At 51.1% G+C, this 19,734-nt stretch carries 24 protein-coding genes; 7 read left to right on the top strand and 17 right to left on the bottom strand.

The window, feature by feature from the left end; all coding sequences use genetic code 11:
- Nucleotides 1-95 precede the first annotated feature (95 nt).
- The 3 genes from KU392_RS01470 (at nucleotide 96) to KU392_RS01460 (ending at nucleotide 3,071) form a co-directional block, all read left to right on the top strand.
- Nucleotides 96-545 (top strand): hypothetical protein, encoded by a 450-nt coding sequence (locus tag KU392_RS01470; RefSeq protein WP_217734352.1) that lies wholly within the window; start codon nucleotides 96-98, stop codon nucleotides 543-545.
- A gap of 70 nt (nucleotides 546-615) precedes the next feature.
- Complete coding sequence (locus KU392_RS01465; protein ID WP_217734351.1) at nucleotides 616-1,098, top strand: hypothetical protein; 483 nt, start codon at nucleotides 616-618, stop codon at nucleotides 1,096-1,098.
- Nucleotides 1,099-1,280: 182 nt separating this feature from the next.
- Entirely contained in the window at nucleotides 1,281-3,071 is a 1,791-nt protein-coding gene (locus tag KU392_RS01460; protein ID WP_217734350.1) for an aminopeptidase P family protein, read from the top strand.
- Here the strand turns inward: KU392_RS01460 and KU392_RS01455 are convergent.
- Nucleotides 3,068-4,129: a YeiH family protein gene (locus KU392_RS01455; protein WP_217734349.1), complete on the bottom strand. Its 1,062-nt coding sequence runs from the start codon at nucleotides 4,127-4,129 to the stop codon at nucleotides 3,068-3,070. The genes KU392_RS01460 and KU392_RS01455 overlap by 4 nt on opposite strands.
- Nucleotides 4,130-4,227: 98 nt before the next feature.
- Here KU392_RS01455 and KU392_RS01450 point away from each other — a divergent pair, with 98 nt between their 5' ends.
- Nucleotides 4,228-5,109, top strand: a complete 882-nt coding sequence (locus KU392_RS01450; RefSeq protein ID WP_169294134.1) for a LysR substrate-binding domain-containing protein — start codon at nucleotides 4,228-4,230, stop codon at nucleotides 5,107-5,109.
- Nucleotides 5,110-5,178: 69 nt separating this feature from the next.
- Here KU392_RS01450 and KU392_RS01445 read toward each other — a convergent pair whose 3' ends face one another.
- The 9 genes from KU392_RS01445 to radC all read right to left on the bottom strand — a co-directional run bounded on the left by KU392_RS01445 (nucleotide 5,179) and on the right by radC (nucleotide 12,509).
- Nucleotides 5,179-5,394 (bottom strand): DUF2061 domain-containing protein, encoded by a 216-nt coding sequence (locus KU392_RS01445; protein ID WP_169294135.1) that lies wholly within the window; start codon nucleotides 5,392-5,394, stop codon nucleotides 5,179-5,181.
- Nucleotides 5,395-5,643: 249 nt separating this feature from the next.
- On the bottom strand, nucleotides 5,644-5,811 hold the full coding sequence (gene rpmG / locus KU392_RS01440) for a 50S ribosomal protein L33 (protein WP_094854780.1): 168 nt from the start codon (nucleotides 5,809-5,811) through the stop codon (nucleotides 5,644-5,646).
- Between the two features lie 47 nt (nucleotides 5,812-5,858).
- Nucleotides 5,859-6,095 (bottom strand): 50S ribosomal protein L28, encoded by a 237-nt coding sequence (gene rpmB, locus KU392_RS01435; RefSeq protein WP_169294136.1) that lies wholly within the window; start codon nucleotides 6,093-6,095, stop codon nucleotides 5,859-5,861.
- A gap of 386 nt (nucleotides 6,096-6,481) precedes the next feature.
- Nucleotides 6,482-7,672, bottom strand: coding sequence for a multidrug effflux MFS transporter (locus KU392_RS01430; protein ID WP_246587181.1), 1,191 nt, complete (start codon nucleotides 7,670-7,672; stop codon nucleotides 6,482-6,484).
- A complete protein-coding gene (locus KU392_RS01425; RefSeq protein ID WP_217734348.1) occupies nucleotides 7,650-9,056 on the bottom strand; it encodes an MATE family efflux transporter in 1,407 nt (468 codons plus the stop codon). Before KU392_RS01425 ends, KU392_RS01430 begins: the two co-directional genes overlap by 23 nt.
- A 5-nt stretch (nucleotides 9,057-9,061) precedes the next feature.
- Nucleotides 9,062-10,804, bottom strand: a complete 1,743-nt coding sequence (locus KU392_RS01420) for an ArnT family glycosyltransferase (RefSeq protein ID WP_169294138.1) — start codon at nucleotides 10,802-10,804, stop codon at nucleotides 9,062-9,064.
- 133 nt (nucleotides 10,805-10,937) lie between these two features.
- A complete protein-coding gene (locus KU392_RS01415) occupies nucleotides 10,938-11,204 on the bottom strand; it encodes a type B 50S ribosomal protein L31 (protein WP_169294139.1) in 267 nt (88 codons plus the stop codon).
- Nucleotides 11,205-11,383: 179 nt separating this feature from the next.
- The gene (locus KU392_RS01410) at nucleotides 11,384-11,704 is read right to left on the bottom strand and encodes a hypothetical protein (RefSeq protein ID WP_169294140.1); all 321 of its coding nucleotides are present in this window, start codon (nucleotides 11,702-11,704) and stop codon (nucleotides 11,384-11,386) included.
- Between the two features lie 127 nt (nucleotides 11,705-11,831).
- Nucleotides 11,832-12,509 carry a RadC family protein gene (radC, locus tag KU392_RS01405; protein ID WP_169294141.1) on the bottom strand — a complete coding sequence of 226 codons (678 nt, stop codon included), beginning with the start codon at nucleotides 12,507-12,509 and terminating at the stop codon, nucleotides 11,832-11,834.
- Nucleotides 12,510-12,554: 45 nt separating this feature from the next.
- On the opposite strand from radC, the gene KU392_RS01400 reads away from it, so the two are divergent.
- The 3 genes from KU392_RS01400 to maiA are packed head-to-tail and all read left to right on the top strand — an operon-like array spanning nucleotide 12,555 to nucleotide 14,636.
- Entirely contained in the window at nucleotides 12,555-13,031 is a 477-nt protein-coding gene (locus KU392_RS01400; protein WP_211182295.1) for an FKBP-type peptidyl-prolyl cis-trans isomerase, read from the top strand.
- Complete coding sequence (gene ispH, locus KU392_RS01395; RefSeq protein ID WP_169294142.1) at nucleotides 13,031-13,972, top strand: 4-hydroxy-3-methylbut-2-enyl diphosphate reductase; 942 nt, start codon at nucleotides 13,031-13,033, stop codon at nucleotides 13,970-13,972. The genes KU392_RS01400 and ispH overlap by 1 nt, the downstream gene beginning before the upstream one ends.
- A gap of 16 nt (nucleotides 13,973-13,988) precedes the next feature.
- Nucleotides 13,989-14,636 (top strand): maleylacetoacetate isomerase, encoded by a 648-nt coding sequence (maiA, locus tag KU392_RS01390; protein WP_169294143.1) that lies wholly within the window; start codon nucleotides 13,989-13,991, stop codon nucleotides 14,634-14,636.
- Here the strand turns inward: maiA and KU392_RS01385 are convergent.
- Genes KU392_RS01385 through KU392_RS01355 form a run of 7 tightly spaced genes read right to left on the bottom strand, consistent with a single transcriptional unit; the run spans nucleotide 14,618 to nucleotide 19,685 of the window.
- The gene (locus KU392_RS01385) at nucleotides 14,618-15,229 is read right to left on the bottom strand and encodes a Maf family protein (protein WP_169294144.1); all 612 of its coding nucleotides are present in this window, start codon (nucleotides 15,227-15,229) and stop codon (nucleotides 14,618-14,620) included. The genes maiA and KU392_RS01385 overlap by 19 nt on opposite strands.
- A 17-nt stretch (nucleotides 15,230-15,246) precedes the next feature.
- Nucleotides 15,247-15,717, bottom strand: a complete 471-nt coding sequence (rlmH, locus tag KU392_RS01380) for a 23S rRNA (pseudouridine(1915)-N(3))-methyltransferase RlmH (RefSeq protein ID WP_169294145.1) — start codon at nucleotides 15,715-15,717, stop codon at nucleotides 15,247-15,249.
- Between the two features lie 9 nt (nucleotides 15,718-15,726).
- Nucleotides 15,727-16,131, bottom strand: a complete 405-nt coding sequence (gene rsfS / locus KU392_RS01375; RefSeq protein ID WP_169294146.1) for a ribosome silencing factor — start codon at nucleotides 16,129-16,131, stop codon at nucleotides 15,727-15,729.
- A 29-nt stretch (nucleotides 16,132-16,160) separates the two neighbouring features.
- A complete protein-coding gene (gene nadD / locus KU392_RS01370) occupies nucleotides 16,161-16,748 on the bottom strand; it encodes a nicotinate (nicotinamide) nucleotide adenylyltransferase (RefSeq protein ID WP_169294147.1) in 588 nt (195 codons plus the stop codon).
- Nucleotides 16,748-17,656 (bottom strand): oxygen-dependent coproporphyrinogen oxidase, encoded by a 909-nt coding sequence (hemF, locus tag KU392_RS01365; protein ID WP_169294148.1) that lies wholly within the window; start codon nucleotides 17,654-17,656, stop codon nucleotides 16,748-16,750. Before hemF ends, nadD begins: the two co-directional genes overlap by 1 nt.
- 1 nt (nucleotide 17,657) lies before the next feature.
- Complete coding sequence (gene purD / locus KU392_RS01360; protein ID WP_169294149.1) at nucleotides 17,658-18,935, bottom strand: phosphoribosylamine--glycine ligase; 1,278 nt, start codon at nucleotides 18,933-18,935, stop codon at nucleotides 17,658-17,660.
- 15 nt (nucleotides 18,936-18,950) lie between these two features.
- Nucleotides 18,951-19,685 carry a YebC/PmpR family DNA-binding transcriptional regulator gene (locus KU392_RS01355; RefSeq protein ID WP_217734347.1) on the bottom strand — a complete coding sequence of 245 codons (735 nt, stop codon included), beginning with the start codon at nucleotides 19,683-19,685 and terminating at the stop codon, nucleotides 18,951-18,953.
- Between the last annotated feature and the right edge of the window lie 49 nt (nucleotides 19,686-19,734).

Here is a 19,734-nt window from a genome sequence, read left to right as displayed (position 1 = left end):
CCGCACGTTCTTGCCGTATAAAGAAACGTATAAAGGAAGTTAGAATTCCTGCTTAGCAAAAGGAAACCATATGGCAAGTCGAGTGGGATGACGCGTTGCGCGAAGGCCGACAGTTTGCTCAAGAGCAGGTGAACAATCTGCAAGCGGCAGCCTGGCAATTCGAGCTGAATCCTACCCCGGCCAATCGAAAGCTGATGAACGAAATGACTATTAAGGTCCAGCAGAACAAGTTGGCCATGTATGCGCTGCAGGATTATGCCGATGAAGGCCTGAATTCTGTGCGGCAATCGTTTAACGAAACGCTGGCGACTTTTTATCATCGTGCCGATACCCTGGCCATAGACAGATTGTCTTCCATGACCGGAATTCCTCCCGGAAAAATACAGATTCTGAATGCCAGTTCATCATCGCAAGCGTTGATGAAACGTGGAAGGAAAGTCACTATTGATCGCGACTGGACGGCCTTTTACATCAATTCCAAAGGTGAATACACCTATTTTGATCAGCACATCACCGAACAGGTTTATAACGACAGTTTTTTTTGAAGCCTCGAAAGGTTTCAAGAGCAAGGATGCTGATTTTTCAAGTCGCTACGGGAAAAAAACCGATCAAACGGTGATTGAGGATGTTTTGGGGCACGCGGAAAGCTATGGCACTGACCTTAAGAAAATGCTCGATAAAACACGCTTTGATGCCGCTCTGGATAATCCCGACAAAGTGGCGTTGACCGTAGCCAACAAAGGCAAAGAGTGGTTCGAGCGAGCCACTGAGTTGCTTGACAATGCAGTTGATATTGCTGACGTTGCTGATAGGCAGTTGATGCTGGCAGAGGCCATTAGTCAGCGGATGGAGGGCTATCGGCAGCTGATTAAACAATTCGATAACTGCGTTAACCCCAGGGATGTTGCCCGGCGAAGCGGCGCAGAGGCCAGCAAAATACCTGAAAGATTACGCGTTTCAATCGAAATGTCCCGCAGACAGTTTGAAAAAAACAGTCCGTTTTTACTGACTGACATTGAAAACAGCCTTGAATCGTTAGGTTTCACGCCGGAAGGCCTTGCCGATGCCCTGGGAGATGTGGTACGCCAGATTGGATAGGATGGCTCGTTTATGCGTATCAACATGCGGGACAATGATGTTTTATGGTGCTTGGTTCGTTTGACCGGCCTGCAAACAGCCTTATTTGTTTATCATGGGCATGGTAAACGAAAATCCTATTTTTACTTATTGCCTGGCTACCTTTAACGGGTGGCAGGCCTGCTGACTTGTTGGTTGGAGCAATGAATTTATTCAAACAAAGAATTGCGCTATTGCGCGAACAGATGACAAAACGCGGTATTGATGCTTATATTATTCCATCCGCCGATCCGCATTTATCCGAATATCTGCCTGAACACTGGCAGGCCCGCACCTGGCTGAGTGGTTTTGACGGCTCGGCGGGAACCCTGCTGGTAAGCGCTCAATTTGCCGGTTTATGGACCGACAGTCGCTACTGGGAGCAGGCCCTGGCCCAGCTTGAAGGCAGTGAGATTGTCCTGATGCGACAGGGGCAGGATGGCGTACCGGATTTGAATGACTGGCTGTGCAGCGAATTGCAGGCCGGCATGACGGTTGGGGCCGATGGCTTTACCCTAAGCATGCGTGCCGCCCATGATTTGCAGGCGGCCCTTGAGGGGGTATCGCTGCGATTTTCCTGGAATGAAAAATTGCTGGACAATATTTGGCCTGACAGACCCGCCTTGCCGGTAGAGGCAGTGTATGAACATGAAGTGCCTTTTGTATCGCAAAGCAGGGCAGACAAACTGGCGCTGGTGCGCAAGCAGATGGCCAGCCTGGGGACGCAGTGGCATCTGCTTTCATCGCTGGATGATATTGCCTGGATCTTGAATTTACGTGGCGCTGACGTTTCATATAATCCGGTGTTTCTGTCGTATTTGCTAATCGGCCCCGAGCAGTGCGAGCTGTTTGTGGATGAGGCCAAGCTCAATCCGGCCCTGACTGAAAAGCTGGTGGCTGAACAGATTCTGATCAGGCCTTACAATGAAATCACCCAGGGGCTGGCCGGGCTTGAAGACAAGGTGAAACTCTTGATTGATCCGGCACGCACCACCATTGGCATCTGCCAGGCGGCAGCCAGCCTGGAGCTGGTAGAGGCGCTGAACCCGTCCCAGTTGTTCAAGTCACGTAAAACACCGGCGGATATCCAGAATGTGCGTAAAGCCATGGAGGCCGATGGTGTCGCCCTGTGTGAATTTTTTGCCTGGTTTGAACAGGCCATGGCCAGTGGTGAGGTCGTGAGCGAGGTGACTATTGATGAGCAGATTAATGCTGCCCGCGCGCGTCAGCCGCATTTTGTCTGCCCCAGTTTTGCCACGATTGCCGGTTTCAATGCCAATGGTGCCATGCCTCATTATCGGGCCACACCCGAATCGCATGCGGTTATTGAAGGCAATGGCCTGCTATTGATTGATTCGGGTGGCCAATACCTGAATGGCACTACCGATATTACCCGGGTTGTACCGGTTGGCCAGGTGTCCGATAGCCAAAAAGAGGACTTCACCCTGGTCCTTAAGGGCATGATTGCCCTGTCGCGGGCGGTTTTCCCGGTAGGGTTTCCGGCACCGTTGCTAGATCCGATTGCCCGTATGCCCTTGTGGCAGCAGGGCCTGGATTTTGGTCACGGCACCGGGCACGGTGTGGGTTACTTCCTGAATGTACATGAAGGACCGCAAGGTATTTCCCATCGTGGTTACCGTAATCCGAATACCGGTATGCAGGAAGGCATGATCACGTCAAATGAGCCGGGACTGTATCGTCCCGGACAATGGGGTATCCGGATTGAAAACCTGGTGTGCAATGTGGCTGCTCATGAAACCGAGTTTGGCCGTTTCCTTAAGTTTGAAACCTTAACCCTGTGTCCGATTGATACCCGTTGTATTGCGCGACACTTGCTGGATGAGTCTGAGATAAACTGGCTGAATCAGTATCATGAGCAGGTAAGAAACAGGCTGCAACCTTTGGTTAAAGGCGCAGCCTTGCAATGGTTACAGGAAAGAACCCGGGCTGTTTAAAGCTGGTTCATGCCATATTGAACCAGTAACGCGCTAACCGCTACCGCGACCCATACGCCCAGTCCCAGCAGGATGGGGCGTATGCCGGTGCTGACGATTTTGCGCAGGTTGGTGGACAGGCCAATCGCACTCAAGGCCATAATGATCATGAATTTGGCAGCGCCAGACAGCCAGGGCAAGAGGGCTTCTGGCAGCAGGCCGGTACTGCGTACGCCTGAGGCCACCAAAAACCAAAGGATAAACCAGGGAAATATTTGGGCCAGTGCCACGTTGGGCATGTTATTTTTTTTCTGTCGCCAGGCCTCAAGAAAAACCAGGAACAGACAAATGGGAATAATCAGCGTGGCTCTGGTTAGCTTGACGATCGTGGCGTAATCGCCAGCTTGCTGGCTGTATGCATAGCCTGCAGCGACCACCGATGAGGTGTCATTAATGGCGGCGCCCGCCCACAAGCCAAAGCCGTAATCGCTCAGTTGCAGCATATGCCCCAGGGCAGGGAAAAGCAAAACAGCGATGATATTGAAAAGAAAGATGGTTGAGATGGCATACGCGGTCTCATGGTCTTCGGGCTTGATGATGGGGGTGACGGCAGCAATGGCCGAGCCACCGCAAATCGCGGTACCAACCCCGATCAGGGTACGTAATTTGCCCTGGATGCCCAGTATTTTTCCCAGTAACCAGGCGCTGATGAAAGCCACGCTAATGGTCACGAAGGTAACGGCCAGGGATTCACCGCCGGTACTGACGATTTCCCCGAAACTAAGGCCAAATCCCAGTAAAATCACAGACCATTGCAGGATTTTTTTGCTGGAAAATACAATGCCGGGCTGCATGACGGTTCTGATGCCCAGTGCATTGCTGTAAATAATACCCAGGATAATACCAAAAACCGGTCCACCAATAACCGGGAACTGTTTGCCGGCAAACCAGGCAATGCTGGCGATGCCCAAAGTCAGCAAGAGGCCGGGAATCAGACTGTTTCTTTTTTTGAACAGACCTTGCCGGGAGGGGGCTGCGACAGTAGGGTTAACAATATGAGCAGGGTTATAGGCTGACATAATCAATACTTATATGTTTATGAGTTATTGGTATATTAAACCTTTGTTAAATATAAATAAAGATAATATAATTTATAAATAGAATAAGGGTTTCTTATATGATTTCATTCAGTCCCAAGCAATTGGAAGTTTTTGTCGCCATTACCCTGCAAGGCAGTGTGAAGGCCGCCGCCAAGGTATTGCATTTAACTCAGCCTGCAGCCAGCATGGCCTTGGCTGAACTTGAAAAACAACTGGGTTCCTCCCTGTTTGATCGTGACAAGGGGCGGCTTTTCCTGAATGAGAAGGGGAAAGACTTGCTTCCATTGGCCCAGGAAATCCTGGAGCGCATGCGTGAACTGGAGCAAAGGGCCAGTGACGCACAGGATACTTTGCGGGGAAATTTCCGGGTGGGTGCCAGTAATACGGTAGGCAATTATCTGGTGGGCGATTTATTGGGCCATTTTGTCAATCGGCACGAAGCAGTTACGGTGCATCTTCAGGTTGCCAATAGCGATGAAATCGTCAAGGGAATTCTGGAGCACTCACTGGATGTTGCCTGTATAGAGGGTGAGGTGGTCAATACGGACATCGAAGCGATCGCCTGGCGTGATGATCAGTTGCAGATATGCGCCAGACCGGATCATCCCCTGGCCTTGAAAAAACACCTGCAGGAAAGCGATTTCGAGAATCAGCGCTGGATTTTGCGGGAACAGGGGTCTGCGACACGGCTGTTGTGTGAGCGGGAGCTGAGTCGATTGCCGCAAGGGCACGTTGTGATGGAATTGGGCCAGGTGGAGGCCATTAAGCAGGCGGTTATAGCAGGGTTGGGTATTGCATTTTTACCCAAGGTCGCGGTCACTTATGCTTTGGAATCAGGTCGCCTGGCGCGGCTTGATACACCTTTTTTAAACCTGGACAGGAAGTTGTCCATTATTTATCACAAGCAGCGCTATCGTGGACGACTCATGGATAACTTTTTGTCCATGGTGGCTGTCTAGCGCAGGCGTTTGAGCAGCTCATTTTCCCTTGTCCTGCCAGGGACTGGGTCTGACTTGAAAAACAAGGTGTCAGTTGGCCAGGGCAGTGTTGGATTCGCTTTTGGCCAGGCGCATGCGGATTTTTTTCCAGGTCCGATCATGCAAGGGCAGCAACAGGACATTACAAACGGGCTCAACAAGAGCGGCTAATCCACCCACCGAGAGGGAACCCGTAAAAACGAAGGCAACGCTGAAAGCAACACTCATGTGGAGCAATGTCTGGCTAATTTTTTCGATGATGATCATTTTCGTCTCCAGGCTGAATTCATTTATTAAATGATAATCATTATTGTTTGTAAAGTAAAATGGAGATTTCGTATTTCTATGATAGTTAAAATTAATCAACTATTAATTTTTATTGAAAAAAGATGTTTGAATAATTGTGCTGCAGGTAATTGAAGGGAGGGGCTGGGATGGGATGGTTGCGTATGGTCTTGATACGACAGATACGAAAACAGCCCTTTTAAAAGGGCTGCTTTTGCAAGAGAACAAAGCTTATTTCAGTTTTGTTTCTTTGTATTCAACGTGCTTGCGAGCAACGGGATCAAATTTTTTGATCAGCATTTTTTCTGGCATGTTGCGTTTGTTTTTGGTCGTTGTGTAGAAGTGACCTGTGCCAGCTGTAGATTCAAGTTTGATTTTCTCGCGAATACCTTTTGCCATTTTAAGCTCCTGGGAATAAATTCAGAAAATATTTAAGCACCCAAGGCTTAAACAGATTGACCGTTGGCGCGCATTTCAGCCAAAACAGCATCGATGCCTTTTTTGTCAATGGTGCGCAGTGCATTTGTGGATACGCGCAGGCGAACCCAACGGTTTTCGCTTTCAACCCAGAAACGGCGAGACTGCAGGTTAGGCAGGAAACGACGTTTGGTTTTGTTGTTAGCGTGAGAAACATTATTACCGGTAATGGGGCGCTTGCCGGTTACTTGGCATACTTTAGCCATGATTAACACCTCGTTAAGTTATAGGCCGGATTTTTGGCTCGGGCCAGCCTTCTGAAAAATATTTCAGGCAAATATGACTGACTGATTATTAATTAATCAGTGACAGGTTTTGCCGCTTTATGTGTTTTTACTGCTTTGCGTGGCTTTGTGTTTTACCACTTCCCGCTTCTTTTTTGTAAAGGCATTTATTGATGCGTTTTAATGCACGGTTTCAATAAACGCCCTTAACAATCAGCTAAGCCATCAATTTTAATATGAAAATCATGTTGTTAGCAAGTTATTATGTATTTCCATGATAAATAAAGGGAAATGTGTGGTTTTTAGTTCGGGTTTGCCTTTTCGGTGGCAGATGAGGGGCTGGCGATTATGTGCGTTTCTCATGATTTTCAGGCCCGGCCAATATGTCTGCCACAAATAAATGAAATTCCGATGCACACACACAGGCAGGTAAACAAGGGCAGGGCGGTGCCGGTTTGCCAATGGCTGACCAGGCTGCTGGCTAGCGTGCCAAACAGAAACTGCATGCAACCCATCAGGGCCGAGGCTACACCCAATCGGGCTCCCTGTTCTTTCAGGGCCAGCGCTGTTGAGTTGGGGTTGATAAGGCCCAGGCAAGCGCTAAGGCTAAACATGCAGATCATGAACAAAGGCAGGTTGATAAGATGGGTAAGGGTAAGCAGCAAACCGGTTACGCTGCTGATCAGGCCCAGTAGCAGCGCTGTTTTAAGAACCTTGATTGAAGCGTGTTTACGCAGCATGCGGACACTTATTTGGGAGCCCAGGATTAAGCCGGCGGCATTCAGGCCGAAAAAGAAGCCGAAATTTTCCGGGGCAATACCAAACTGCGTAATGAAAATGGTGGGCGAGGAAGCAATAAAGGCAAACAGGCCAGCCATGCCCAAACCGCCGGAAAGGGCAAAAGCCATGAAGTTACGGTGGCACAGCAGGCCAAAATAGTTGCTGCTGATGGTTTTTGCGCTAAGTTTGACGGCATTTTCGGGGGGCAGTGATTCTTGCAGTTTCAATACACATAGCGCAATTAACAGAAGAGCCACGACCAGCATGATGGCGAACAGGCCGCGCCAACCGACGATGGGCCCCAGGAAACTGCCGGCAACCGGTGCCAGGACAGGGGCCAGGCCCATGATCAGCATTAACAGGGACAGGGCATGTGCCGCATCCTGGGTATTGTAGTGATCCCTGATGACGGCTCTGGGAATGACAATGCAAGACGCGGCACCAAAAGCCTGCAGGGTGCGTGCGACCAGGAGCATTTCAAAGGAAGTGGAAAGTGCGCAGCTGATGGTGGCCAGCAAGTACAGGCTGAGTCCGAAAAGCAGGGGTTTTTTTCGACCGTAGCGATCGGTGATGGGGCCGATGAATAACTGTGCCAGGGACAGGCCCATCAGATAGGATGAAACGGTGAGCTCAATCTGGTGTGGGGGTACTTGCAGGTCCTGGGCAATGGCCGGGAATGTGGGCAGGTACATATCGATGGTGATGGGCCCCAGGGCAGTAATCAAGGCCATCAGGAGTAGCCAGAACGGAATTTTATTACCAAAATTTTCTTTTTTCATCGATCACTTTCCAATACCAGACATGTAAAAAAAACGCGCAGATCAGCAGACTCAAACTGCACATGATCCATAAACTGGAGACGCCCACCGGTGCACCCGGCGTGAGCAGATTATTCAGGGGTTGCAAAAACCCGGTTCCGTTGCCAAAACCAAAATACCAGCCACCCGCCAGTCCCAGTCCCAGCAATAAAACGGTTTGCAAAATGAAGGGAATGGTGGCAATTTTATAGGCGCGAAGGATATAGGAGATCATGCATTGCGTGGTATCGGCAAAATGCAGCAGTGGCATAATGGTTAGCAGGGCGCCTGCGATGACGGCAACCTGGGCATCGGAGGTATAGGCCTGGATAATAAGCGGTTTGCCCATTAAAACGATGGCAATGCTGATTCCAGCACCGATCAGGCTGAGAAACAGTCCGCTTTTGGCGATCTGGTGGGCAAATCGGAAGTTTCGGCTGCCGACTGCGCTGGCTGCCAGGGCTGAGGTGGCGATGCCCAGTGACAGGGGCATCATATACAGAATGGAAGCCAGGTTTGATAATACCTGGTGTCCACCCGATACAAAGGTGCCTTCCCGGGCCGCGAGCAGGGCCATAAAGGTAAATGCGCTTACTTCCACCAGATAGGAGCCACCCATGGGGATCCCCAGTTTTAGGATTTCAGCCAGATATTTGCGCTGGGGGCGGCCTAGGGTCAGATTGAACTGGCGGTAAAAGGGGGTGTGAAAAAGGATCCACAGGCCGGCGAAGAACATGAGCCATGAAACAATGGCGGTGGACGTGCTGGCGCCAGCGCTGCCCAGGGCGGGCAGGCCAAACTGGCCAAAAATAAGCAACCAGTTCAGCAGGGCTTTTAAAACAATACTGAACAGATTGATTTGCATGACCAGTTTGGGTTTCTGGACTGCCGTGCATAAAGCGTAAACTGCCCGGAACATCAGGGATGCCGGCAAGGCAATAAAAATAATGCGCAGGTAAATGGCCACCTCATGGCGTACCTTGTCGGGTACGTCTCCGGACATCGATAGCCAGATTTCAGGGAACAGCAGAACCAGTCCACCCAATAAGGAAAGCGTGCAAGACAGCCACAGGCCCTGGCCCCAGAAGCGGCCAATTTCTTCTTTTTTATTTGCCCCCAGCAATTGGGCGCAGATGGGGATCAGTGCATGCACCACACCCATCAGTCCGATATTGACAGTCAGGAAAATGGAAGTGGCCAGTGCCATGGCCTGCAAAGAGTCGGGGCTGTAGTGTCCCAGCATCATGCTGTCCAGCACGGCAAAAGCGATACCTGCCCATTGGCTGATCAGGATTGGCCAAGCCTGTTTCAGGATATGCTTAAGACATCCAGAAAAAGAAAGTCCGATTTTGCTGTCAATTGGCATGAAAATTATTTGTCCAGATGCAAAAGCAGGAAAATTTCATGGCGCTCGGATTTGCGCGAACCTTGCCAAAGGATGCGGGCGTTGTCAGCATAAGGTAAGGTCCGTTCTTTCAGATGTTGCCGGGTGGTTTGCAGCAAAACCAGTTTGCAGGTTGTGTCGTAGGTAAAGGTAATGTTTTCAAACACCCGCAAGGCAGCGCGCTGCCCCATGCCAAGGCCTTGTTCGCGAACACATTCACCTGGTTTTACGTGGGTTTCAAGGGCCTGTTCCAGCTCTTGGGAAACCTGTTTGTAGCTGCGATTGTAGTTAATCGAAGGGAGCCATAGCAGGGCCAGCAAAATCCATGTGCAGGTCAGGCCGGCAGCAGACAGGATCAGACCTCGCCATAAAGCCTGTGGATTGATACGCAAGCGCCATGACACCATCGAATACCAGAGAATACTTACGACAATGGCGGCCAATAGCGCCAGTGGTGAAATGCGGGGTTCATAGCCGGTTAACAGGCGGGTAATGTTGTGGTTGATTTGTTGGGGCCAGCCAAAATGCAGGGCAATCCATCCAAGCCAGACGGTAATCATGGACAGGGAAAGGATCATGATGGAGAACCAGTCTTGGGTATTGATAATATTGCGGCGCAGGGTGGGAATGGACATGGCAGCCAAAACCGCAAAGGGAACGGTGAGCATGGCATATTCCGGTTCAAAAGCGTCCTTTACCAGGGCGATAGTGAGAAAACTGCCTAGCGCCATGGTGCCTGGTATGAAAATATGGGGGGCTCGAAGCCATTTGCGCCAATTCCACAGCGCGATCAGGGCAAATGGCCAGGTTGGCCAGGTAAACCAAAGCAGGTCCCTGAGTGACTTGAGGAAGAGTTGGGGGTTGCTGAAGCCAAATGATGAGTAATTCCAGTGGAGCCAGCTGGATGTCCAGTAAGGGTTAGTGGCTTGTGCGGGAATGAACCAGGCCAAAAAGCAGCCAGCGCCCAGGAAAAGGGTAATCAGGAAGGTCAGTTTGTCGTGACTTGTGAATACCCTGGAAACCAGCGCGCAGGCAACCATAAATAGAATGGGGGTGGCGCCAATAAAACCGTGGGTAAGCAGGGAGCCTGCCAGGGCCAGGCCAAGAATAATGCTGCCCTGGACAGGGTGGTCCAGCATTCTGGCCAGACCATAAAACGCAATTGAAAACAAGGCCAGCAGCAGCGGAAAAGAGGAGGTTTCGTGAATGGGAATAATAATGCCAATGGTTGCAAGGATGAACAAAAAAGCAACATCGGCAAGCATGCGTCCATAATCGCGCGGGTGTGGTTCACCGCCAAAGGGCAGGGGGAGGGGCTGGCACTCGGGACGACGGGCCAGCAAGTAGGTACCATGCCATACCCCCCACAATAGCAGGAAGAAATACAGGATGGTGGGCAGGCGGGCAGCAGTGATCTGGGCAGTTAAAGGATCAGTGAACACGCCAAATAAGGGGCTGAAGAGGCCAATGGAAAGGGCGCCCATCCAGGTGGTGAGCGGTCCTTCCTGGGCAAAGGCAAAATTGCCGATCTGGGGCAATAACCAAGCCGATTCGCGATAGGCATCCATCATGGTGGCCATACCAGTCAGGTCATTGGTTTTCCAGGGATCACGAAAAAAAAGTCCGGCAAAAATATACAATGCTCCCACGATGAGCAGGGCGATTCGGGGAAGTTTGCGTGTGGCTGGTTCGGTCAGGCGGGCAGGGGTGGTTTGTTGGTATGAGGACACGGAATGCAGAATATTAGTAGTGTTGGATTTAGCAATCGGATTGAGGCCTATTAAACCATAAAAAAAGCAGCCTTCTATAAAGGCTGCTTTTTTTGAAGAAAATCTGCTTGGGCAAATAAATTTGCCGTGATTATCAAGAAGATTTTTTCAATGTACCTGCTGTACGGGCAAAACGGGCACGGAATTTTTCAACGCGGCCGGTTTCAACAATACGTGTTTGTGCGCCTGTATAGAATGGGTGAGATTCTGATGTAACGTCACATTTGAACAATGGGTATGTTTTGCCATCAAGTTCAATGGTTTCACGAGTGTTAACAGTTGAACGTGTGATGAATTTAGAACCGGTTTGCAAGTCGACAAAAACGACTTCGCGGTAGTCTGGGTGAATACCTTCTTTCATGGGGTTTCCTTGGTTAAACGGGTCGCCAGCTCTCAGTCTATCCTGAAAGCAACGTATCCAAAAAATCAGGAGCAAATTTTACCACAGTTTTATTGACTGCCTGCTTTTTTGCCTAATGCAGGTACGTTGCAGTCCGGTTATGAGGCGTCATCAAGTAGTGAATTTGCAACAATCATGCATCAGGAGGAGTGAATGGACAGGCCGGGCAAGTCTACCACGACACGCATGGAGTCAAGTGCAATGGCGAAGTGGCGGGCCAGTTCTTCAGCCTGCTCTGCGTGTTCGCTTAACCAATCATGGCCCAGGGTGTCGGTAATGGCCAGAACGCGATCCAGCAAAAGTACCTTGCCACTGGGTCTTAAAGGTTCGCAACCCAGTTCTTCCCATTTGTTGGCAATCCATTCACGGGATTTTTCCATATTCTCGGTGTTGTACTCAATACTGGTATTGATTTCCAGAGATTCTTTTGGGCTAAAAATAAAGGTAACATCACAGCGCATATTGATCTCTCACATTTAATGTCAGGTAAAAATGAATAATTGAGTTAACCATAGCCACTATATATGAGTTTAGCCGTCATGTGAATGACAATTAAGATGAAAATCATGGCGATAAACAGGAGGGCTGTTATAAATGCCCTTTTTCTGCCAGGGAAACGGCTTTGTCTGCCGCCACGATCAGGTGGTCCAGCAGCTTGATGTCCACCAGTTGAAGTGCCTTTTGAATATGCTTGGTCAGGGAAATATCGGCCATACTGGGTTCGGGAATGCCCGAGGGGTGGTTGTGGGCAATAATGACCGCCGCTGCATGGTGCTTCAGGGATGACTTGACCAGTTCCCGTGGATATACCGAGGCCTGCGAGAGTGTGCCCTGCGATATTTGTTCGCTGCAAATAAGCCGGTAACGGGTGTCCAGGTAAATGGCCATGCAATGCTCTACCTTCAGGTGGGCCAGTTTGCTGCTGCAATAAGCCTTGACCTTATGGGGGTGATCCAGGGCGTTGCGCGATTGCAGCTCTTCTTCCAGGGAGCGTTTGGCCAATTCGTGAATGGCCAGCAACTGGCAGGTTTTGGCATTGCCCAGACCTTTTACACTTTTCAGCAGGGTAATATCTGCGGCCAGCAGGTTGCGCAGCCCGCCAAACTCATGTAACAGGCGTGCGCCAAAATTAACGGCATCGCAGCCATTGATGCCGGTTCGCAGCACTATGGCAAGCAGTTCAGGGGTGGTCAAGACCTCGGGGCCATGGCTGATCAGACGCTCTCTTGGCCGTTCCTGGTCGGAAATAAAGCGGTAAGTTGACATAACAGTTAAAATGGTGATTTTCAGACACCATTAAGGTGACAGATTTTGATCGGGAAGTCAGAGAAAGTGAATCATATTGTCCACGCCAATTCTTATTTAACCTTGCACTACCGTATTACCCTGGCTTCCGGTCCAGGTGCGGGATCGGTGTTTATGGATACCTTTACCGGTAACCCTGCCACACTTCTGATGGGGTCCAATCAATGGTTGCCCGCCATGGAAGAGCCCCTGTTGGGCAAGAAAGAGGGAGACTCGTTCAGTTTTACCCTTACGGCGGCACAGGCTTATGGGGAAAGAAACCCCGAGCTTTTGCAGCGGGTGACCAAAGCCATGCTGGCTGAACATGCCGGAGAAGACGCTACGTTTGAAAGTGGTGATATGGTTGAATTCACGGCACCCAATGGCGGGCGCTACTCCGGTATTTTCAAGGAGTGGGGCGATACCTGGGCCTTGTTCGATTTTAACCATCCCCTGGCAGGCCTTGACCTGAAGGTGGACGTCTCTTTGTTGGGGGTTATGTAATGGCAGCGGGAATGGAAATTCTTCTGGCTGATCCAAGAGGTTTTTGTGCCGGTGTTGACCGGGCCATTGATATCGTGGTGCGTGCCCTTGAGCTGCATGGTGCGCCCATTTATGTCAGGCATGAAATCGTGCATAACCGTTTTGTGGTGGAAAGCCTGCGCAAGCAGGGTGCCATTTTCATTGACGAACTCGATGAGGCGCCTGCGGGTGCCATTGTTGTCTTCTCTGCTCATGGCGTATCCAAGGCTGTACGTGAAGAAGCACAAGCGCGTGGCCTGAAAGTTTTTGATGCGACCTGTCCGTTGGTAACCAAGGTTCATGTCGAAGTCAGCAAAATGCATGCCGAGGGCCGTGAAATTATCATGATCGGGCACAAGGGTCATCCTGAGGTCGAAGGCACTTTGGGGCAGGCCAAGGGGCATATGTATTTGGTGGAAACCCCCGGGGACGTTGAAAATCTGGTGGTGGAAAATCCCGATAACCTGGCTTTTGTTACCCAGACCACGCTGTCTGTTGATGATGCTGCGGTGGTTTCCGAGGCTTTGCGCAAGCGCTTTCCCAATATTGTGGCTCCCAAGAAAGCGGATATTTGCTATGCAACGCAAAACCGTCAGGATGCCGTCAAAATGATGGCGCCTGAATGCGATGTGTTTTTTGTGGTTGGCAGTGTCAACAGTTCCAATTCAAATCGTTTGCGCGAAGTGGCCGAGCGTTTGTCTTGCCCGGCTTATCTGATTGACGGGGCCGAGGCTATCCAGCCGGAGTGGCTGGAGAATGCGCAGCATATCGGCATTACCGCAGGTGCGTCTGCACCCGAAGTGCTGGTGCAGGAAGTCATTACCCGTTTGCGGGAGCTGGGCGCGGTGTCGGTTCGCACGGTACAAGGGGCAGAAGAGAACGTGTCGTTCCCTTTGCCTAAAGAATTATCACGTAAAAAATAATCAGGAGATATTCAGGATGAAGTTATATGGCTATTTTCGCAGTTCGGCTGCCTATCGCGTCAGAATTGCACTGAATCTGAAAGGGCTGGAATATGAGTCTGTGCCGGTTCATTTGTTAAAGGACGGCGGCCAGCAATTAAGCCATACCTATCGAGAGTTGAATCCCACTGCCCTGGTACCCACTTTCACTGATGACAATGTCAGCATTGGTCAGTCACTGGCCATTATCGAATATCTGGAAGAGGCTTATCCGGCCACTTTCCGGTTGTTGCCCGATACCTATGCGGCCCGGGCCAGGGTGCGTTCACTGGCGCAGTTTATTGCCTGCGATATTCATCCTTTGAATAATTTGCGTGTGCTGAAGTATTTAACCCGCACTCTGGGTGTTAATGAGGAAGCCAAAAACGAATGGTACCTGCATTGGGTACGCGAGGGTTTCGATTCGCTTGAAAAAATGCTGGCTTCATCCAATCAGACGGGTAAATTCTGTCATGGTGATACCCCCACCCTGGCTGATATCTGTCTGGTGCCGCAAGTGGCCAACGCCCGGCGGTTCAATCTTGATTTAACGCCTTACCCCAGTATTGTGCGCATTGATGCCGCCTGTAACAAAGAGGACGCCTTCATCAAGGCAGCACCGGTCAATCAGGCGGATGCCGAGTAAGCACGCCGCAACAGACGACAGGTTTCAAACAGTGGCAGTCCCATCACGCCACTGTAACTTCCCGAGATATGTTCAATAAATACGGAAGCCAAGCCCTGTATCCCATAGGCTCCGGCTTTTCCGTTACCTTCCCCGCTGGTGCAATAGGCATCTATTTCCTGTTCATCCAGCGGTTTCATGCTGACCTGTGTAATAGAAACATCGGTAAAGTACTGTCCCTGCCAGGCCACGATAATGGCAGTATGCACCTCATGGGTTTTGCCAGACAGCATGCCCAGAATTCTGGCGGTGTCCGCATCATCAACAGGTTTTCCCAATACCAGACCATCAAGAATGACGCAGGTGTCGGCCGTCAGGACAGGTTTTGGGACAAGTGTCTGCGCTTTAATAAAGTGACAGGCGCGCACGGCCTTGTCCATGGCGGTACGCTGGACATAAATATGGGCCGCCTCGCCTGGGTGTTGCGGTTCGTCTTCGCCCGGCGGGGTGGGTACGTGCAGGACCTCATGGGACAGGCCAATCTGGTTCAGCAGTTCATGACGGCGAGGACTGGCCGAAGCCAGGTAAATGGAAGGAGGAATTCCGGGAAGCATATCAGGTAAATAAAAAATCAGGCCCTGTGATAGGGGTGGTTAACCAGAATGGCCCAGGCTCGGTAAAGCTGTTCGGCCAGGACAATACGTACCATTGGATGGGGTAGGGTTAATGAGGAAAGCCGGATCATGCCGGAACAGCTTTTTTTCAGTTCGCTGTCCAGGCCATCGGGACCGCCAATCAGAAATACCACATCTTGTCCGCCACTGCGCCATTGTTCAAGACGGGAGGACAGGTTCATGGTGGTCAGATCTTTGCCATGCTCATCAAGGGCAATACGCAAGGCAGACGCTGGAATGGCGGCTTCGATGCGTTTGGCTTCCGCCTGCATCATCTGTTGTGGTGTTTTGCCGGTGGTGCGGGGCTCGGGTTTGATTTCTTTCAGTTCGATGGCACAATCGGCCGGCATGCGCTTGGCATAATCTTCCCAGGCGATTTCTACCCAGGCCGGCATTCTTGTGCCAACGGCAATCACGATCAGTTTCATGCTTGGGTTTTAGATGTTGGGGTCGTAGGCCTGGTCAGGAGAAATGACAGGGGGGACCTGGGTGGATTGGGGTAATAACTTGACGTGTACGGGCTTATCACCCCAAACGGCCTCAAGGTTGTAGTACTGGCGAATGGCCGGTTGCATGCAATGAATCACGATATCGCCAATATCCAGCAAGACCCATTCACCGGTATCCATGCCTTCCAGGGCGATAATCTGGATACCGTGCTTGCGTACGGCATCCGAGACGCTGTTTGCCAAAGAGCGGGTTTGTCGGTTTGAGGTACCGCTGGCAATAATGACGCGATCAAACAGGCTGGTCAGGTGGGTAGTGTTGTATACCTTGATGTCCTGGGCTTTGACATCTTCCAGGGCGTCAATCACAATGCGTTGAAGTTTTTGTAATTCCATAGTTGTTCTGTAGTAATAATCGTAATGATTTAAGTGTAAAGTTTGTGTTGCCGGATGTATTCCAGGACCGGGCGTGGTATCAGTTGGCTCACATCCTGTTGCTTGGCAAGGCGCTGGCGGATATCGCTAGAGGAAATATCCATGGCTTCAAATGACAGTGTAATCAGTTTTTTGCCTTTTTGTTGCAGTTTTTCAGCCAAGAGGCGGGGTACTTCCAAAGGGTGGGTGTTTCTTTTTGCCACCACCAGGGTGACATAATCAAGAATGTCCTTCCATTGGTGCCAGGTACAGAAATTGGCCAGCTGGTCGGTGCCCAGCAGCCAGTAATAGCTGGCGTTGGGTGGTAATGCCTTTAGGGTGTCGATGGTATAAGTGGCGCCTTCGCGGGCAATTTCAATATCATTGGCAACCATGCCAGGCCGGTCGGCAATGGCCAGCCTTAGCATTTCAAGACGTTGTTGGCCATTAACCGGCAATGCCTGTTTTTGCCAGGGATTGCCGGCCGGAATGAGTTGCACCTCATCAAGGTGCAGTGTATCCAGGGCGGTTTGTGCCAATGCCAGGTGGGCATTGTGAACAGGATTGAAGCTTCCGCCAAGAAGCCCGGTTTTTTTCATCAGAGCCAGTCTCGGGGCGTCAGGAAAAAGTAAAGCTGGGCTTCGGCTGAACCAGGTTCGGGCTTCCAGTCATAGCGCCAGCTTGCCGTCGGTGGCATGGAAAGCAGGATGGATTCGGTGCGTCCGCCTGATTGCAGGCCAAACAGGGTGCCCCTGTCCCAAACCAGATTGAACTCGACATAGCGTCCGCGTCGGTAAGCCTGGAAGTCCCGTTCCTTTTCACCAAAAGGCAAATGCCTGCGCTTTTGCACAATGGGTAGGTAAGCTTTCGTGAACGCGTTGCCGGTCGCCTGAACCAGTGCAAAAGACTGTTCAAAGCCCAAATCGTTCAGATCGTCAAAAAAGATGCCGCCCACACCGCGGGTTTCATTGCGGTGTTTCAGGAAAAAGTAGCGATCGCACCATTCCTTGTATTCGTGGTAACGGGTTTTTCCAAACGGCTCAAGTGCGTCATGACAGGTTTGGTGAAAATGACGGGCATCATTTTCAAAAGCGTAGTAGGGGGTCAGGTCCATGCCGCCGCCAAACCAGAAGACATCTGTTTCGCCTGGCTGGCTGGCCTTGGCCACGAACATCCTGACATTCATGTGTGTTGTCGGGATATAGGGGTTGCGCGGGTGCAAAACCAGTGAAACCCCCATGGCTTCCCAAGAGCGGCCAGCCAGTTCGGGGCGGTGTGCGCTGGCCGAAGGCGGGAGCTTTTCTCCGGTAACGTGGCTGAACAGCACGGCACCGCGTTCGAAAATATGACCGTCTTCTATGTAGCGGGACAGGCCGCCTCCGCCCTCGGGGCGTTCCCAGGCATCCTGGGAAAAGGCATGGCCGTCTTCTTTTTCCAGTGCCTCAACAATGGATGCCTGTAATGAACGAAAATACTGACTGACCTGTTCCAGGGGTATGTGTTGCATATTACTTTAAAGCCCTCCATGCAATATCGCTACGATACTGCTGGCCATCAAACTTGATTTGTTTAACGGTTGCATAGGCGGTTTCACGGGCCTGTTGCACAGTGTCGCCCAAGGCGGTGACACACAGTACCCGACCACCTGAAGTAACGAGCTGGTTATCTTTCAGTGCAGATCCGGCATGGAAAGTCACGCAGTTTTCTTGTGGTGCAGGAATGCCGGTAATGACATCACCGGTGCGGGGCGTGCCGGGATAGTTGTATGAGGCCATCACAACGCCCAGTGCGGTGCGTGGATCCCAACTGATGCTGGCTTGGTCAAGCTTGCCTTGTGCCGCTTTCAACAGGGTGTCGGCATAATCGCCTTGCAGGCGCATCATGATGGGTTGGGTTTCTGGGTCACCCATGCGGCAATTGAACTCAAGCACCTTGATGCTGCGGTCCTCATCGTTGCCATCATCAATCATGAGACCAGCATAGAGGAAGCCGGTAAAGGTGATGCCGTCTTTTTCCATACCCTGAATGGTCGGGTAAATGACTTCCTGCATGATGCGTTCGTGCAGGCGGTCGGAAACGATGGGAGCGGGTGAGTAAGCGCCCATGCCACCGGTGTTGGGGCCCTGGTCGTTGTCAAGTTGGCGTTTGTGATCCTGGCTGGTAGCCATGGGCAAAATGTTTTTGCCATCGCACATGACAATGAAACTGGCTTCTTCGCCAGTCAGGAAGCCTTCAATCACCACGCGTGCACCGGCTTCACCCAGGCTGCCATCACCCAGCATGGCATCAACGGCATCGTGGGCTTCTTGCAGGGTTTGGGCAACCACCACGCCTTTACCTGCCGCCAGGCCATCGGCTTTGACAACAATGGGCGCGCCTTGTTCGTTAATATAGGCATGAGCCTGTTCGGGAGAGGTAAAGGTGGCATAGGCCGAAGTGGGGATGTTGTGGCGTACCATGAAAGCTTTGGCAAAATCCTTGGAGCTTTCCAGTTGTGCGGCAGCCTTGGTAGGGCCAAATACGGCAAGACCCTGTTCACGGAACAGATCAACCACACCTGCAGCCAAAGGCGCCTCGGGGCCGACTACCGTCAGGTCAATACCTTCTTTTTTTGCAAAGGCGGCCAGTTCATCAAGGTTGGTAATGGCCACATTCTTGAGTAACGGGTCAAGGGCGGTGCCCCCGTTGCCGGGCGCTACAAAAACATCGCTTACCTGTGCGGACTGGGCAATACGCCACGCAATGGCGTGCTCACGGCCGCCATTGCCAATAACGAGTACTTTCATTGTCAAATTTTCGCTTTATTCTTCTGTTTCATCAAAAACAGCGGTTGTATAAACTTCTTGTACGTCATCAAGACTTTCAAGCTGATCAAGGATTTTTTGCATTTTTTTGGCATCGTCACCCGTCAGCAGGGTTTCATTCAGGGGTTTCATGACAATGGCTTCCATTTCGGGTTTCAGCTCTGCCTCAATGAAAGCGTCACGCACCGCTGCATATTGTTCAGGCGCGCAAACCACTTCAATCATGCCATCTTCATCGGTCTGAATGTCATCGGCACCGGCTTCCAGGGCGACTTCCATGATTTTTTCTTCACTGGTGCCGGGCGCAAAAATGAATTGCCCGCAATGCTGGAACATGAATGCCACCGAGCCGTCCTGACCCAGGTTGCCACCGTGTTTGGTCAGGGCGTGGCGTACATCGGAGACGGTACGTACACGATTGTCGGTCATGCAGTCGATAATGAGTGCGGCCCCGCTGACGCCATATCCTTCATAGCGGATGGATTCGTAGTTGGCACCATCGGCACCACCTGCACCGCGGGTAATGGCGCGCTGAATGTTGTCTTTGGGCATATTGGCAGCGGTTGCTTTATCCCAAGCCAGTCGCAAGGCAGGATTGGCACTGGGATCTGGGCCGCCTGCACGTGCAGCAACGGTAATCTCACGAATGATTTTTGTCCATATTTTTCCGCGTTTGGCATCCTGGCGACCTTTTCGGTGCTGGATATTTGCCCATTTACTATGTCCGGCCATATCAATAACAATTAAAGTAAGTTAATCGAATCTAAGATTTTACCCCGAG

This window comes from Advenella alkanexedens (assembly GCF_019132845.1).
Taxonomy (GTDB): domain Bacteria; phylum Pseudomonadota; class Gammaproteobacteria; order Burkholderiales; family Burkholderiaceae_B; genus Advenella; species Advenella alkanexedens.
The sequence above is the reverse complement of the archived record's forward strand: the minus strand, read 5'-3'. Positions and strand labels throughout refer to the sequence as shown.